This window comes from Dactylosporangium roseum, assembly GCF_025264685.1.
Taxonomy (GTDB): Bacteria; Actinomycetota; Actinomycetes; order Mycobacteriales; family Micromonosporaceae; genus Dactylosporangium; species Dactylosporangium roseum.
Genome location: NZ_CP073721.1, coordinates 4,611,110 through 4,625,549, shown reverse-complemented (window position 1 = coordinate 4,625,549; position 14,440 = coordinate 4,611,110). Strand labels below are relative to the sequence as shown.

The 14,440-nt window shown below is 71.6% G+C and carries 16 protein-coding genes; 4 read left to right on the top strand and 12 right to left on the bottom strand.

The window, feature by feature from the left end; genetic code table 11:
• Positions 1-16: 16 nt before the first annotated feature.
• Positions 17-253, bottom strand: coding sequence for a hypothetical protein (locus tag Drose_RS21715; RefSeq protein ID WP_260723129.1), 237 nt, complete (start codon positions 251-253; stop codon positions 17-19).
• A gap of 205 nt (positions 254-458) precedes the next feature.
• On the opposite strand from Drose_RS21715, the gene Drose_RS21710 reads away from it, so the two are divergent.
• The 4 genes from Drose_RS21710 to Drose_RS21695 all read left to right on the top strand — a co-directional run bounded on the left by Drose_RS21710 (position 459) and on the right by Drose_RS21695 (position 3,046).
• Positions 459-896, top strand: a complete 438-nt coding sequence (locus tag Drose_RS21710; protein WP_260723128.1) for an ATP-binding protein — start codon at positions 459-461, stop codon at positions 894-896.
• A 131-nt stretch (positions 897-1,027) separates the two neighbouring features.
• Positions 1,028-1,399 carry a BlaI/MecI/CopY family transcriptional regulator gene (locus Drose_RS21705; protein WP_260723127.1) on the top strand — a complete coding sequence of 124 codons (372 nt, stop codon included), beginning with the start codon at positions 1,028-1,030 and terminating at the stop codon, positions 1,397-1,399.
• On the top strand, positions 1,396-1,578 hold the full coding sequence (locus Drose_RS21700; RefSeq protein ID WP_260723126.1) for a hypothetical protein: 183 nt from the start codon (positions 1,396-1,398) through the stop codon (positions 1,576-1,578). Before Drose_RS21705 ends, Drose_RS21700 begins: the two co-directional genes overlap by 4 nt.
• Before the next feature lie 262 nt (positions 1,579-1,840).
• On the top strand, positions 1,841-3,046 hold the full coding sequence (locus Drose_RS21695; protein ID WP_260723125.1) for a L,D-transpeptidase: 1,206 nt from the start codon (positions 1,841-1,843) through the stop codon (positions 3,044-3,046).
• Positions 3,047-3,167: 121 nt separating this feature from the next.
• Here the strand turns inward: Drose_RS21695 and Drose_RS21690 are convergent, their stop codons facing one another.
• The 11 genes from Drose_RS21690 to Drose_RS21640 all read right to left on the bottom strand — a co-directional run bounded on the left by Drose_RS21690 (position 3,168) and on the right by Drose_RS21640 (position 14,172).
• Entirely contained in the window at positions 3,168-3,446 is a 279-nt protein-coding gene (locus Drose_RS21690) for a hypothetical protein (protein ID WP_260723124.1), read from the bottom strand.
• Between the two features lie 175 nt (positions 3,447-3,621).
• Positions 3,622-4,686, bottom strand: a complete 1,065-nt coding sequence (locus tag Drose_RS21685; RefSeq protein ID WP_260723123.1) for a methyl-accepting chemotaxis protein — start codon at positions 4,684-4,686, stop codon at positions 3,622-3,624.
• A gap of 21 nt (positions 4,687-4,707) precedes the next feature.
• Positions 4,708-5,079, bottom strand: coding sequence for a response regulator (locus tag Drose_RS21680; RefSeq protein ID WP_260723122.1), 372 nt, complete (start codon positions 5,077-5,079; stop codon positions 4,708-4,710).
• The gene (locus Drose_RS21675) at positions 5,057-5,344 is read right to left on the bottom strand and encodes a hypothetical protein (RefSeq protein ID WP_260723121.1); all 288 of its coding nucleotides are present in this window, start codon (positions 5,342-5,344) and stop codon (positions 5,057-5,059) included. The genes Drose_RS21680 and Drose_RS21675 overlap by 23 nt, the downstream gene beginning before the upstream one ends.
• Positions 5,325-7,658 carry a chemotaxis protein CheA gene (locus Drose_RS21670; protein WP_260723120.1) on the bottom strand — a complete coding sequence of 778 codons (2,334 nt, stop codon included), beginning with the start codon at positions 7,656-7,658 and terminating at the stop codon, positions 5,325-5,327. The genes Drose_RS21675 and Drose_RS21670 overlap by 20 nt, the downstream gene beginning before the upstream one ends.
• Positions 7,655-8,059, bottom strand: a complete 405-nt coding sequence (locus Drose_RS21665) for a response regulator (protein ID WP_260723119.1) — start codon at positions 8,057-8,059, stop codon at positions 7,655-7,657. Before Drose_RS21665 ends, Drose_RS21670 begins: the two co-directional genes overlap by 4 nt.
• Positions 8,056-8,931 (bottom strand): CheR family methyltransferase, encoded by an 876-nt coding sequence (locus tag Drose_RS21660; RefSeq protein ID WP_260723118.1) that lies wholly within the window; start codon positions 8,929-8,931, stop codon positions 8,056-8,058. The genes Drose_RS21665 and Drose_RS21660 overlap by 4 nt, the downstream gene beginning before the upstream one ends.
• The gene (locus tag Drose_RS21655; RefSeq protein ID WP_260723117.1) at positions 8,928-9,539 is read right to left on the bottom strand and encodes a HEAT repeat domain-containing protein; all 612 of its coding nucleotides are present in this window, start codon (positions 9,537-9,539) and stop codon (positions 8,928-8,930) included. Before Drose_RS21655 ends, Drose_RS21660 begins: the two co-directional genes overlap by 4 nt.
• A 30-nt stretch (positions 9,540-9,569) precedes the next feature.
• On the bottom strand, positions 9,570-10,631 hold the full coding sequence (gene cheB, locus Drose_RS21650; RefSeq protein WP_260723116.1) for a chemotaxis-specific protein-glutamate methyltransferase CheB: 1,062 nt from the start codon (positions 10,629-10,631) through the stop codon (positions 9,570-9,572).
• Positions 10,632-10,642: 11 nt separating this feature from the next.
• Positions 10,643-12,193 carry a chemotaxis protein CheW gene (locus tag Drose_RS21645; protein ID WP_260723115.1) on the bottom strand — a complete coding sequence of 517 codons (1,551 nt, stop codon included), beginning with the start codon at positions 12,191-12,193 and terminating at the stop codon, positions 10,643-10,645.
• A gap of 29 nt (positions 12,194-12,222) precedes the next feature.
• Positions 12,223-14,172 (bottom strand): methyl-accepting chemotaxis protein, encoded by a 1,950-nt coding sequence (locus Drose_RS21640; RefSeq protein WP_260723114.1) that lies wholly within the window; start codon positions 14,170-14,172, stop codon positions 12,223-12,225.
• Positions 14,173-14,440 lie beyond the last annotated feature (268 nt).

The following is a 14,440-nucleotide window of genomic DNA, read 5'->3' as shown; positions in this document are numbered from 1 at the left end:
CCCGGCCGGCCCCCGGTCACTGTGCCGGTGGGCGCTGCGGCAGCCTGGTGGCTCGGACCAGGAGCCGGACGGTGCCGGCCTCGACACCGTCGAAGCGCAGCCGGGTGCCGTGCACGGGCAGCCAGAACTCGCCGTCGAGATACAGCCGTCCGGCGTGGTCGACCACCTCGACGCGCATGCGGAGCGGCCCCGAACCGTAGCGGTAGTCCGCCTCGGCGAGCAGCACCTCGAAGCCGTGGTCGGTCGGCTTCATCGCGGGCACCCCGGACGCCGTGCTTCGGTTCGGCGGACGTGAATGACGTGCATGGTCACGCCGGATTTTAGGATTATTTAAGTTGCAAGTGCAACAAGCATCTGCGTGTTGCTGGTGTTGCAGCGATTTGCCCAGAATGTGCGTGGCTGTCACTCCATCGGGTACACCGCCGGGTGAAGGCGGGAACCCGGCGGAGGGAGTAGGTGTGAGCAGCGGCGATGCCGGGGATCCGGCGCACCGGCGGGTCGAGCGGTTGCTGCGGTGGCGGCCCCACCACGGCGCCGACCCCTCGGTCGCCGCGGCCGGCCGCGCCTGGGTGCGGCAGGCGCTGCGGGAGTTGCTCACCCACCCACCCGGCGCGGAGTTCGAGGGCGACGTCGAGCTGATGCTCAGCGAACTGCTCACCAACGCCGTCCGGCACGGCGGCGGTGTCGACGAGGTGCTGCTGCGCCTGGCGGGCACGTCCCTGCGGATCGTGGTGCGGGACAGCGAGCCCGGCCTGCCCGCCCCGGCCGACCGCGTCCACACCGGCGAGGACCACGGCTGGGGCATGTGGCTCATCCAGGCGTTCGCCACGCGCTGGGGCGTGCAGCGGCACGTCGCGGACGGCAAGTCGGTCTGGCTCGAACTTCCCGTCGGATGATCCGGCGCCGGCTGAGCTGAGCCTGCCCTGCCCGCCGGGCATCCTACGGATCGTCGGAGGAGGATCGCCCGATAGGGTCGTACCATCTGCAGTTCGAGCGGTTCGGTGCTGATCGATGTGCGGGAGGTGCGGTGCGCGGGTTCGGCGACCTTGAGGCCGCTGTGATGCAGCAGATGTGGAACTTCGCCACGCCGGTGACCGTGCGGCAGGTGCACACCGCGTTGGTGCGGGACCGGCCGCTGGCCTACACGACGGTGCTGACGGTGATGGAGAAGCTGTTCCGTAAGGGCTGGCTGGAGCGCGACCGGGAGGGCAAGGCACACCGGTACCGCACGGTCGCGACCCGCGAGCAGTACGGCGCCGGGCTGATGCGGGAGGCGCTGTCGGGCAGCGGCGACCGGGAGGTGGCGCTGCTGGACTTCGTGCGGCAGATGACGCTGGAGGAGGCGGTCGCGCTGCGCGCGGCGCTGGACAGCTATGAGCGGAAGATCGCCGGCTCGTGACCGTGCTGCCGTCGCCGCACCCGGCCGCCTACCTGGTCCCGGGCGGTCACCGGCACGTCGTGATCACGTCGGGGGCGCTGCGCCACCCGCTGCCGGGGCTGACCGCCCGGGCCCTGGGCGTCGCGGCCACGCTGCCGCCGGCGGTGCCGGTCGCGCTCGCCGTCCTCGACCTGCACTGAGCCGGAGGGCCTGTTCGCCGGGGCCGCGGTCGATGATCGCGTGCTTCGCTGCACCGGCACGGCGCCGCCGAGCACGCCCGGTGGCGCCACGAACCCGGCAAACGCGACGAACCGGGCAACGGCGGGGGAGGTGCGGCGCACTACGGCAGCATCGCCGATGATTCCTATTGATCGTAGGAGCTATGCTGTCGCCTTCATCAAAGGCGTGGTTGGTCCGTCCGGGGAGGGCTGATCGGTGGGTATGACAGAGCGGCGGAGCGGGATGCGCCGGACAACGGGTGCGAGTCGTCGCGCGGTGCTGATGCTCGGGGCCGCCGCGGCCGTCACCGCCGCGTGCACCGAGCCGGAGCGCAAGGCCCCGTCCGGCGCCGCCGGATCGCCCTCTCCCTCGCCGTCCGGCGCCCCGCTCGCGACCGGTCAGATCACCACGCCCGCCGACGCGGCGGCGTCGGTGTCGACGGCGACGGACATCGCCGTCACCGTCGACAACGCGACCCGCACCGACGTCGAGCTGCTCGACGCCGCCGGCGCCCGGGTCGAAGGGCACCTCCAGCCCGACGGCACGACCTGGCGGCCGGCGCGCCAGCTCTCCTACAACACGCGATACACGGTGAAGCTCACCGTCGCGGGCGGTGACGGCAAGGATGTCACGACCACGACGACGTTCACGACGATGAAGAAGCCGGCGAACCTCGCCAAGGTCTCCAGCGTCGTCCAGGACAAGCAGACCGTCGGTGTCGCCATGCCGCTCATCGTCAGCTTCGGCGTCGACGTCATCAAGGACCAGCGGGCGGCGGTCCAGCGCCGCCTGTTCGCCACCAGCAACCCGCCGCAGGAGGGTGTCTGGCACTGGTTCAGCGGCAAGGAGGTCCACTTCCGGCCCAAGGAGTACTGGCAGCCCGGCACGACGCTGTCGCTGCGGGCGGCCGTCGGCGGAGTGTCGTTCGGCGGCAAGTGGGTCGGCGAGCGGGACGTCACGGTGCAGGCGACCGTCGGGCGGAAGCTGCTCATGGAGGTCGACAACAAGACCAAGCAGTTGACCGTCACCCAGGACGGCCAGGTGGTGCGCACCTGCCCGGTCAGCCTCGGCAAGCCGTCGAGCCCGACCGCGAGCGGTCACCTCATCATCATGATCAAGAACGAGTGGGAGTGGTTCGACTCGTCCACGTTCGGCGTCCCGTCCGAGTCCGACGATGGTTACCGCATGAAGGTGTACTGGCCGCAGCGGCTCACCTGGGACGGTGAGTACTTCCACTCGGCACCCTGGTCGGAACAGCACCAGGGCAAGCGCAACGTCTCCCACGGTTGCACCAATCTGTCCGAGGCCAACGCGAAGTGGCTGTGGCAGCAGACCCTCATCGGCGACCCGGTGATCATCCGGGGCACCGAGGAGCACGTGAAGTGGGGCAACGGCTGGACCGACTGGGACATCGACTGGGAGCGGTACGCCAAGGGCAGCGCCGTCTAGCTCCACCATGATCATGGGAAGGAGCTGGCTATCGGGGTAGCCACATCGTTCCCATGATCATGGAGTCGGGCGGCATGGCCCTGGGTGTCGAAACGCTCCATGATCATGGCCGCCGGTGGGGTCAGCTAAAGACGGTGGAGAAGAACTCGCCGAAGCCGTTGGCGAGGTCGAGCAGGCCGCCGCCGACCGTGGACACGATGTTCGCCGCCGACTGCGGCCGGTACGCCACGAAGAACACCAGGAATGCCAAGCCACCCCATCTGAGGATCTTCTTCGGCATCGTCGCTCCTTCCTGATCGTCAGCGCATTCAGGGTAGTCGATCAGTGACGTATCGTGAAGATGGCCACGCATGTTGCACGACGATCGCAGCACGGTGAGCGCCGATTCACGACGGTTCACTCAGCAGTGATACCGGCGATACGAGTCGACGCGTGCGCAGCCACGTCCGGACGGGCCGGACGCGGCGCCGCCACGGCCCTGGGGGACGGCACCGGGACCGGCGAGCACGCGGGATCCTGACGACCGTGGACCGGGCCGCGGTGGCCGGACTCCCGGGCGCGGGAGCGTTCCGGGGTCAGAACAGCTCGATGGCGTCGGTCGTGTCCTCGGCGGCCCCGTCGCCGGTGGTGGTGGTGGTGTGGGTCATGCGCTGGCGGGCCATGACGTGACGTCGTCGCAGGTCCTCGACGTCGACCACCCGGCCGAGCACCTCGTCGGGCGGGAGTTCGCCGCTGGCGTACCGCTGCACGTCGAGGGCCTCCCGGCGCACGTCGGCGACGGCGGCGACCACGTGCTCGATCATCTGGCGGCTGATGTCCTGGAACTGGACGTGCCCCATGGCACCGGTCGTCTCCGCGGCCAGCGCGTCGGAACTGCGGCGCACGTCGTCGGCGGCGCGGACGGTCTCGCCCAGGACGTTGTCGATCATGGCGGTCACCTCCCGCTGCGCCGCCGCGATCCCGGCCAGCCGCCGGGTCATGGCGCTGCCGGTCCGGCTGTCCAGGTCGACCGCCGCCGTGTCGTCGACCCGGTCGAAGCCGCTGTCGTCCTCCAGCACGGCGTCGAGCCGGGCGGTGAGGTCGGCGATGCTGGTGCCGATGCCGCTGGCCGCGCCGGACGACCGGTCCGCGAGCTTGCGGACCTCGTCGGCGACGACCGCGAAGCCGTTGCCGGCCTCGCCGGCCCGTACGGCCTCGATCATCGCGTTGAGGGCGAGGATGTTCGTCGCCCGGCTGACCTCCTCGATCGCGGCGACGTGGGTGCGCAGGTCACGCATCTCGTTGACGAGCTCGCGCACCTGGCGGTCGCGTTCGATGAAGTGGCGGACCAGCCGGTCGACCAGGCGGGCGTTGGTGCCGCTGGCCTCGTCGACCTGCTGCTGCGTGCGCTGGAGGGCGCCGGCGAGCCCGTCCACGTTGCCGGCCATCGTCTCGGCCAGGGCGTCGACGTGCGCAAGCTGGGACACGATGGACCGCGCCGCCGTCTCGGTGTGCTCCACGACGTCGGTGAGGTGGGCGGTGATCACGTCGCAGTACGCCGGCACCGGAGCCAGCGCGGTGGTCACCACGTCGCGGCGGACCTGCTCGGCCTCGGTTTCCCGCGGTCGTCCGGTCCCGAACCGTTCCAGCAGCGATGCCATCTTCGTACTTCCAATCGCGGGTCAGGTGCCCGGCAGCACCTGCTTGATGACGCCCAGCAGTTGGTCCGGCGCGACCGGCTTGACCAGCCAGCCGGTTGCCCCGGCGGTCTTGGCCTCGGCGCGCTTGGTCTGCTCGGACTCGGTGGTCAGCATCAGGATCGGGGTGAAGCGCATCCCGGCGGACTTGCGTGCCTCGCGGGTGAACGAGATCCCGTCCATGTGCGGCATGTTGACGTCGCTGATGATGAGGTTGGGGCGCAGGCCGCCGCCGAGCTTGTCCAGCGCCTCGCGGCCGTGACCGGCGGTCTCCACGGCATAGCCGGCCTTCGTCAGGATGCTCTTCAGGCTCATCAGGATCGTGGCGGAGTCGTCAACCAGCATCACGGTGGTCATGTCGTGTCCCTTCGGCAACAGCGGTCTTCGGTGGGTCGAGCACCGGAAGCAGCCGCGCTGAGAGGAAGCTGTCATCAGGTACCGCGGTTATCTTCGGCGCGAAGGCGAGGATCGCCTGCAAAGCCGCGGTATGCAGATGGTTGCAGTTGCGAAGGTCGAGCCCGGCCTCCGGCGTGCGGCGCAGCCATGCCGCCAGCTCCTCGACCTCCTCGACCGTCACCACCCCGCTGAGCACGGCGGTGCGCTCACGCAGCTCGAGCGCCAAGACCGATCACCTCCTTGAGGTTGAGAACGAGCAGCACGAGCCCGTCGCCGAGCAGGGCGGTACCGACGAACTGCGGCGCCCCGCGCAGCAGCCCGTCCATCGGCTTGAGGATGACGTCGACCTCCCGGTGGAAACGCTCGACCAGCAGCCCGGCCCGGCCGCCGGCGACGTTGACGACGAGGACCGCACGGTCGGCGCCGGGCTCCGGCTGCCACGGCATGCCGAGCGTCTCGGCGAGGTCGACGACCGGGACGACCTCCTCGCGCAGCACCACGACGTCCTGGTGCAGCACCCGGCCGATCTCGCGCCGCGGCACCCGTACGGTCTCGACGACCAGGTCGACCGGGATGCCGAACCGCTGGCCGGCGACGCTGACCACCATCACCTGCGTGACGGCCATCGACAGCGGCAGCCGCAGGCGCGCGACCGTGCCCGCGCCGAGCTCCGAACGCATGGTGACGGTGCCGCCGAGCCGCTCCACGCTGGCGCGGACCGCGTCCATGCCCACCCCTCGGCCGGACAGGTCCGACACCTGGTCGGCGGTCGAGAAGCCCGGCTGGAAGACGAGGTTGACGGCGTCGGCGTCGCCGATGCTCGCCAGTTGTTCCTCGTCGATGAGGCCCCGCTCGTACGCCTTCAGCTTCACCCGGGCCGGGTCGATGCCCCGCCCGTCGTCGGCCACTTCCACGACAACCGCGTCGCCGTCGGCGATCGCGGAGAGCGTGATGGCGGCCTGGGGCGGCTTCCCGGCGGCGGTACGTTCGTCCGGCGGCTCGATGCCGTGGTCGAGGCTGTTGCGCACGAGATGGACCAGCGGGTCGCCGAGCGCCTCGATGACGTCCTTGTCGGCCATCGTGTCCCCGCCCTCGGTGACGAGCTCGATGCGCTTGCCGAGGCGGCGGCTCAGGTCGCGGACCAGCCGCGGAAACCGGCAGAACGACACCGACAGCGGCAGCATCCGCACGTCCATGACCGCCGCCTGCAACTCCTCGGCGATGCGGTGCAGCCCGGCGTACTGGTCCTTGATCCGCCGGCTCAGCGCCCGGCCGCCGAGCCCCTCCTCGGCGGCCTCGGCGAGGTACGTCAGGCTGTTCTTCGCCACGTTCAGCTCGCCGGCCAGTTCCATGAGCCGGTCGACCTTCGCCTGGTCGACCTTGAGCATCCGCGTGCCGACCTGCCCCGTCTCGGCGTCGCCGGGGCGTCGTTCCACCGGGTCCACCGGGTGCGTCGGGTGCACGTCCGCGGTGGCCGCGGCCGCGGGCGCGCCACCGGTGCCGCGGACGCGGTCGAGGAGGTCCCGGACGGTGCTGGCGATCCCTTCCGCGTCCGCCGTGTCGAGGTCGGCGGTGGTCGTACCGAGCGTGCGCGCGGCGGCCGCGACCGAGCGGGCCACGGAGCGCAGGTGGGCGCCGGCCGGCGCACCGCCGGTGTGCGGGGCGAGCGCGTGCGCCGCCGCGTCGAGGACGGCGACGACGTCGGCGACGGTCTCGTCCGGCGGCCCCGCCGGGTCCGGCGCGACCGGAGCGCGCAGCGCCGCCGCGTCCAGCTCGACGATCTCGACCTGCTCGGACACGTAGCGGAAGACGTACTCCAGCTCGCTGACCGCCGCCCGGGTAGCGAGCACGAACCCGAGCCGGCAGGCGTACTCGTCGTATTCGTCGGGCGCCGGCCACACGTCCGGCCGGAGCACCTCGAGGTGGTGCAGCGCGGGCACCTGGCGGACGAACAGCAGCGGGTCCTCGCCGCGGAAGTAGCAGCCCTCGTCGGGCAGGTACCGCACGAACCGCAGCGTCGCCGACGTCGTGCCGAGCCACTCGGTGAGCTCGTCGACGACCTGCGCGCCGAGTTCCGCGACCCAGCCCGGCGCGCGGCTGGCCACCCCGGCGGCCCGGGCGGTGCCGGCCGACGCGGCGGGGCCGCCGGCCGCCGGACCGCCGATCGGGGCGCGGAGCCGGACGATCAGCGCCGCCGCGTCCGTCTCCGCGCCGCCCGGCAGCCGCTCCTCGACGGTCACGTGCGCCAGCCAGCTACGGATCAGGTCGAAGGCGGCGAGCAGGTCGTCGGTCAGCGCCGAGTCGAGCGGCACGTGCCCGGCGCGGACCGCGTCGAGCAGGTCCTCGGCGGCGTGCGTGAGGTGGGTCAGCTCCGGGAAGTCGAACAGGCCGGAGGAGCCCTTGAGCGTGTGGGCGGCGCGGAACACCTCGTTGACCCGCTCCGCGTCGCCGGGGTCGGACTCCAGCCGCAGCAGCCCTTCGCCGACCTGGTCGAGCAGGTCGCCGGCCTCGGCGAGGAACTGTGCGAGCAGCGGGTTCACCAGGCGCCCGCTTCCGCCGCGCCGCTCGCCAGCATCGTCGCGACACGGACCAGCCGCGTGGCGTCGACCGGCTTGACGAGGTACAGGTTGGCGCCCGCGCGGTAGGCCCGGTCGGCGTGGCCGGGCCGGTCCTCGGTGCTGATCATGACGATCGGCGCGGACGTCGTCACCGGCTCGCCGCGCAGCGCCTCCACACAGGCGTAGCCGTCCATTTTCGGCATGTTGACGTCGACGACGAAGAGGTCGAACGGGCGCACCAACGCCGACTCGACGGCCTCGAGCCCGTTGGCGGCCTGCTCGACCCGGAAGCCGGCGTCGGTGAGCAGCCGGCTGTGGTACATCCGGACCGTGGCGGCGTCGTCGACCACCAGCACCCGGCCCGCGTCAACGGTGTCGGTCATGCGCGTGCTCCCGTCGGTCGCTGGTAGGCGATGCCCTGCGGCAGTCGCTCCGGGGTGAAGATCGGCGAGATGCGGCTCATCGACTCGGCGTGGCCGAGGAAGAGGTACCCGCCCGGGCGCAACGCGCCGAAGAGGTTCTCGGCGGCGCGCCGGCTGGACAGCTCGTCGAAGTAGATCAGCACGTTGCGGCAGAAGATCACGTCGAAGTCGGTGAAGACGCGCATCGCGTTGGTGTCGCAGACGTTCACCCGGTGGAAGGTGACCGCGTCGCGAATCGTCGCGTCGATCTGGTACCTCCCGGCGGCGACGGCCTGGAAGTGCTTGGCCAGCCACGGCTTCGGCACCCGCTGCAGGGACCGGCCACCGTAGCTGCCGTGCCGGGCCCGGGCCAGCACGTCACTGTCGATGTCGGCGGCGTGGATCTCGACGTCGACGTGGACGATCGCCGGCCACTCCTCCAGCAGCCGCATGGCGATCGAGTACGGCTCCTCGCCGGTCGAGCACGGCAACGACAAGATCTTGACCGGGCCCTGCGATCGCCCCGCCCGGGTGTGCTCGGCGAGCACCCGCGGCAGCACCGGGTCGAGCAGCGCGTCGAACTGGTAGTCCTCGCGCATGAAGTACGTCTCGTTGACGGTGAGCTGGTTCGTGAGTTCCTGCAGCAGCTCCGGCCGGTCACCCACGCGCAGCGCGCTGAACCACGTGCCGAACGTCGGGTGGCCGGACGAGCGCACGCACGTCTCGATCCGCTTGTCCACGAAGTACCGTTTGGCGGGGGTGAACTGGATGCCGGTCCGCTTGTAGAAGTACTCCCGGAACCGCTCGAACTCGGCGTCGGAGAGCCGGCCCTCCTCGGTCGACGTCGGACTCATACGGCCGCCTCCCGCAGGGACGGCAGGGCCGCGTCGACGGTGAAGCGCAGGAACGGGTCCCCGGGGAACCGGGCCCGGGCCGACTCCAGCACCGGGACGTGGCCGGGGCCGGCCATCGGCAGCAGCGCGTCGACCGCGGCGGCCACGACGTTCGGGTGCGGGTCGCTGGCGACGATCCCGGTCAGCCACTCTTCGGCGCCCGGGTGCGGCAGGTCGGCGAGCACCATCGCGGTCATGATCCGCACGTGGTGGTCGGGATCGGCGAGCAGCCGCGGCAGCAGCGCCGGGACCGAGGCCGGCATCGTCGCCAGAGCGCCGGCGACGGCGGTGCGCAGCGCCGCGTCGTCGCTGGCGAGGTGAGCGGCCAGCCCGGCGGCGACGTCGGCGTGGTCGAGCGCCGCGAGCGTCGTCAGGACCGCGTCGCGCACCGCCGGATCGGTCTCGACCGGGACGCGCGCCAGCAGGTCCGGCACCGCCTCGGCGGCGCCACCGAGGCCGAGCGCGGCCCGGCGGCGCACGTCGGCGTCGGTGTCGGTGAGCCGCTCCCGCAGCGTCCGCGGATCGGTGTCCCGCGGTGCCGCGGTGCTGTCGCGCCGTACGAGTCCCATGCCGGTACCTCCACCCGTCCTTCCGCCTGCTCAGTTGACCCACTCGACGAGCTGACCGACGATCGCGTGCGAGGGCAGGACCGCGGTCGCGCCGCCCCGGCGGGCCAGCTCGCCGGGCATGCCCCACACGACGGCGGTCTCCTCGGCCTCGGCCACGGTGCGGCCCCCGGCCTGCCGGACGGCCGCTATCTCCGCGGCACCGTCGTCGCCCATGCCGGTCAGCAGGGCACAGACCAGCCGGCTCGGGTCGCAGCTCCGCCGCGCCGAGGCGACCATGCGGTCGACGCTGGGATGCCAGCGGTAGTCACCGCTCGCCGGGACCGGCTTCACCACCAGGCCGTCGACGCGCCGGGCGACGACCACGTCGGCGTTGCCGCGGCCGATGTAGATGTTGCCCGGCCGCATCGGCATGACCCGGTCCACCTCGTGCACCCGCAGTTGGCACACCTCGTCGAGCCGGCGGGCCAGCGGCGCGGTGAACGTCGCCGGGATGTGCTGCGCCACCACCACCGGCGCCGACAGGCTGCCCGGTAGCTGCGGGAGCAGCTCCGACAGCAGCGCCGGGCCGCCGGTCGACGAGCCGACGAGCACCAGCTCGACCCGGGCCGCGCCGCGCCGTGGGGGCGGAGCCTCGACCGGTGCCCGCTCCCGCTGGGCGCGCAGCCGCTGGCGCAACCCGCGGGCGCGGCCCGGCCGGGTGACCGCCGCCGACGTCACCTTGCGGACCAGTTCCTGGGTCACGTCCGCGAGGTTCAGCGACACGGTGCCGCCCGGCTTCGGCACGTAGTCCACCGCGCCGAGCTGCAGCGCCTCCAGCGTCACCAGCGCGTTGTCCTCGGTCAGCGACGACACCATCACCACCGGCCGCGGCCGGCTGCGCATGATCTCGGCCAGGCACGACAGGCCGTCCATCTCCGGCATGTTGACGTCGAGGGTCACCACGTCGGGCTCCACGCGCTCGATCTGCTCCAGCGCGTCGACGCCGTTGCGTGCGGTGTGCACCTCGAAGGTCCCGGCGTCGAGCAGGATCTGCCTGAGCATCTTGCGCATGAGTGCCGAGTCGTCGACGACGAGCACGGTCGTGGCGGGCATCGACCGCTGCCTCAGACCGCGGTCAGGGCCTGATCGGCCACGACGTCGCCGAGCGCCGCCGTGTCCTCCGCGCCGAGGAGCTGGTCGACCTGGACGAGCAGCAGCATGCGCTGCTGCTGGTGCAGGTTCGCCACCCGGGACACCACCTTCGCCTGCTCGGCGGACAGCTCCGGTGCCGGCTCCAGCGCGCCGCGGCTGACCCGTGCGACCTCGGCGACCGAGTCGACGATGAAGCCGGTCCGCACCCCGCCCAGGATCAGCACGATGATGCGCTGCCGCTCGTCCCGCGCCGCCTTCGGCACACCCAGCCGGGTGCGCAGGTCGACCACCGGCAGCACGGTGCCGCGCAGGTTCACCAGTCCTTCGACGAACGCGTACGTCTTCGGTACGTGGATGAGCGTCTCCGGCACCCGGATGATCTCCTGCACCGCGTCGACGTCGACCGCGTACTCCTCCTCGTCGAGCCGGAAGACGACGAACAGCTCCTCGTCGCCGCGCCCGTCGTCGGCCATGCCCTGCTCCTCGGTCTGCTCCGGCGCCGGTTCGCCGTCCTGCCGCTCCCGCAGCTCTTGACGGACCTCCGGCGAGTCGAACATGCGGTTCACGCTCAGTACCGACACCAGCCGCTTGCCGCCGTCGAGCCGGCACACCGACTCGACCTCCGTCGCCCGGCCACCGGCCGCGACCACGCTCGGCAGCGGTGCGACGAGTTCGTGCGGCACGCGCAGCACCTCGCGCACGGTGTCCATGACCACGCCGACGACCCCGCCGTCCAGTGACACCACGACGATGCGGTTCTGCGGCTCCAGGTCGGCGACCGGCAGCCCGAACACCCGGCGCATGCTCACGACCGGCAACAGGCGGCCGCGTAGGTCCATGACCCCGAGCACCCGCGACGCCGCGTTGGGCACGTGACTCACCGACTCCGGCGCCTGCACGATCTCCTGCACCTGGTCGATCGGCAGCGCGTACTCCTGGCCCTCGACCGCGAAGCTCACCAGTTCGAGCGTGTCGTCGCCGTCCTCGTCGGCGGGCTCAGCGCCACCGGGGCCGGCCGCCGCGACCGGGTCGAGGCCCGCGCGTGTCGTCGCGGTGCCGGCGAACTGGGCGCCGATGAGCTCGTCCACGTCGAGGATCGACGTCATCGCCCCGTCGTCGCCCTTGATGACGCCGACGAGCACTTCGGAGCTCACGGTCGCCTGCACCGACTCGGCCGGCTCGACGGCCTCCGGGTCGACGCTGATGACGCTTGCGACGCGGTCGACGACGAACCCCAGCGGCACCCCGCCGTCGACGACCACGACCCGGGTCGTCTCGTCGTGCGCCGTCTGGGTCAGATCGCAGCATCGGCGCAGGCTCACCACCGGCAACACCCGGCCGCGCAGGTTCGCCAGCCCCTCGAGGCTCGGCGGGCCCAGCGGCACCTTCACCACGCCCGGCATCCGGATGATCTCCTGCACCCGGCTCATCGGGAACGCGTACCGCTCGCCGGCCATGTCGAACGTGACGAAGTCCGCGCTGTCGCCGTCGGCGGACCGGTCCGGCGCACGCTCATCGATCATGATGCTCGGTTCCTCCACGGTGCACCGCCTCAGCCGTTCTGCAGCTCGTCGGCGAGCGCGGCGATCTCCTCCACCGCGGCGGCGAGCTCCTCGGCGCCCTGCGCCTGCTCCCGCGCGGCCGTCGACGCCTGCGTCGCTAGCTGCTCGGCCTGGTTCGCCGACGAGGCGATCTGATCGAGCCCGGTCTTGACCTCGCCGAGCGCCGCGGCGATCTGGTCGGCCGAGTCGCGCACCTCGACGTTGCCGGCCCGGACCTCCTGCATGTCGCGCTCGATCTCGGTGAGCCGTGCGGTCGTCGCCCGTGCGGTCTCGACCTCCATCAGCGCCTGCCGGCTCGTCTGGTCGAGGTCCGCCCGGACCTCGACGATGCGGTCCTGGACCGCCTTCACCAGGTCCTTGATCCGGTCGGCGTTCTCGGCCGAGTCCCGGGCCAGGTTGCGGATGTCGGTCGACACGACGGCGAAGCCCTTGCCGAACTCACCGGCCCGCGCCGACTCGACCGACCCGTTGACCGCGAGCATGTTGGTCTGGATCGACACGTTGGCGATCGCGTCCACGATCTTGTCGATCCGGCGGGAGATCTGCTCCAGCTCGGCGACCTTGCGCACGTTCTCGATGCCGTCCTTCGCCGCCTGCTCGATCGCCTCGATCATCGAGTCGACCGACACCTTGTTCCCGGCGAGCTGGGTCAGCATGCTGTCGGCCCGCTCCACGGCCGCGCCGCCGCGCGTCGACGAAAGCTGCGCCCCCCGCTCGATCTGGGTGATCGACTCCGCGGTCTGCTGGCCCTTTTCGGCGGCGGTACGCGCTCCGGCGCTGATCTCGTTGATCGCCGTGTTGATCTGGCCGGCGGCGCGGTTGATCTCCTCGACGGCGGCCGACAGCTCCTCGGCCGCCGAGGCGACCTCCTCGGCGCTCTTGCTGATGTCGGTGCTCGTGCGCAGCCCTTCGGCGATCTCGGCGAGCACCTCGGCCGCCTGTTCGCTCTGTTGCAGCGCCTGGCTCTGCTGGCCTACCGTCTGCAACGACTCCTCGCAGGCGGCCGACTGCTGCTCGGCCGCCGCGGCGATCTCCTCCGACCTGGCCTTGGCGTCGAGCGCGGCCCGCTGCGCCTGCACGGCGGCCGCGGCCATCTCCGTCGCCCCGGTCATGATGGTGCCCATGCCGTCGCGGATGGTCTCCAACTGCTCGGTGATCTCCTTGCCCTTCTCGACCTCGTTGCGCGCGGTCTCCGCGGACTGCTGCACGCCCGAGGCGATGCTGGTGACACTCGTGCGCACCTCGTCGATGAGGTCGCGGATCTGCCTGGCGCTGCGCTCGCTCGTCTCGGCCAGCGTCCGCACCTCGTCGGCGACCACCGCGAACCCCTTGCCGTGCTGACGGGCCCGCGCCGCCTCGATCGCCGCGTTGAGCGCCAGCAGGTTCGTCTGGTCCGCGATGTGCGCGACGGTCTTGACGATCTCGCCGATCTCGTCGGCCTGCTTCTCCAGTTCCGAGATCGTGGCCACGGAGTCGGTCTGCCGTGCGGAGGCCCGGTCGACGTTGCTCAACAGGCTGTCGATCCCGACCCGCGTCTCCACGAGCAGGGCCTGCAGCGCCTGGCTGAGATCGGCGACCCGACGGGTCGTCGTCTGCTGCTGGCCTACTCGCTCCTCGACCTGGGTCATCACCGCCAAGCTCTGCTGGGTGGCGCCAGAGGACTGTTCCGCGCCGGCGGCGATCTGTTGCATCGAGTCGGCGAGCTGCCGGGACGCCTCCGACGCCTCGGCGTTCTGGGCGGAGATCTCCGCGGTCGCCGAGGCGATGCGCTCGGCGGCCTGCTGCTGTCTGGCGACCGAACGGGCCTGGCGGCGACCGGCCTCGGTGTCGGCCGGTCGCTGCGCCGACCTGGCTCCGTTCTGGCCGGCCTTCGCAACGTTCGGGCGGCGGGCTACGTCGGTGGCGCGGCCGTTCGCCGCGCTGGTGGTCAACGGCATCATCGGTCCTCAGTCCGGTCGCTGTCCAATGTGGACATCGGCGTGCGGGATCCGTTCCGCCACGGTGTCGCAGCCGACCCAGGACAACCGGAAGCCGTCCCCGCGCAGCGCGGGAACGTGGTGGAGAGTCCGGAGAAGAGGGTCCTGCGGGCGCCGGAACGGTGGTGTTGAGACAGCGTCGCACACGCCATGATCGCCTTGCGAGAGGTTCGGCGAAGTCCGATGCACTTGCCGGACGGCACATGCGGCGACGTCATTGCCTCGGATCCGT

What these genes read in the sequence shown, in the direction of transcription:
- Drose_RS21715 (WP_260723129.1), bottom strand. Translation starts at nt 253, where the DNA reads ATGAAGCCGACCGACCACGGCTTCGAGGTGCTGCTCGCCGAGGCGGAC.
- Drose_RS21695 (WP_260723125.1), top strand. Translation starts at nt 1,841, where the DNA reads ATGCGCCGGACAACGGGTGCGAGTCGTCGCGCGGTGCTGATGCTCGGG.
- Drose_RS21685 (WP_260723123.1), bottom strand. Translation starts at nt 4,686, where the DNA reads ATGGCATCGCTGCTGGAACGGTTCGGGACCGGACGACCGCGGGAAACC.
- Drose_RS21680 (WP_260723122.1), bottom strand. Translation starts at nt 5,079, where the DNA reads ATGACCACCGTGATGCTGGTTGACGACTCCGCCACGATCCTGATGAGC.
- Drose_RS21665 (WP_260723119.1), bottom strand. Translation starts at nt 8,059, where the DNA reads ATGACCGACACCGTTGACGCGGGCCGGGTGCTGGTGGTCGACGACGCC.
- Drose_RS21660 (WP_260723118.1), bottom strand. Translation starts at nt 8,931, where the DNA reads ATGAGTCCGACGTCGACCGAGGAGGGCCGGCTCTCCGACGCCGAGTTC.
- Drose_RS21655 (WP_260723117.1), bottom strand. Translation starts at nt 9,539, where the DNA reads ATGGGACTCGTACGGCGCGACAGCACCGCGGCACCGCGGGACACCGAT.
- cheB (WP_260723116.1), bottom strand. Translation starts at nt 10,631, where the DNA reads ATGCCCGCCACGACCGTGCTCGTCGTCGACGACTCGGCACTCATGCGC.
- Drose_RS21645 (WP_260723115.1), bottom strand. Translation starts at nt 12,193, where the DNA reads ATGATCGATGAGCGTGCGCCGGACCGGTCCGCCGACGGCGACAGCGCG.
- Drose_RS21640 (WP_260723114.1), bottom strand. Translation starts at nt 14,172, where the DNA reads ATGATGCCGTTGACCACCAGCGCGGCGAACGGCCGCGCCACCGACGTA.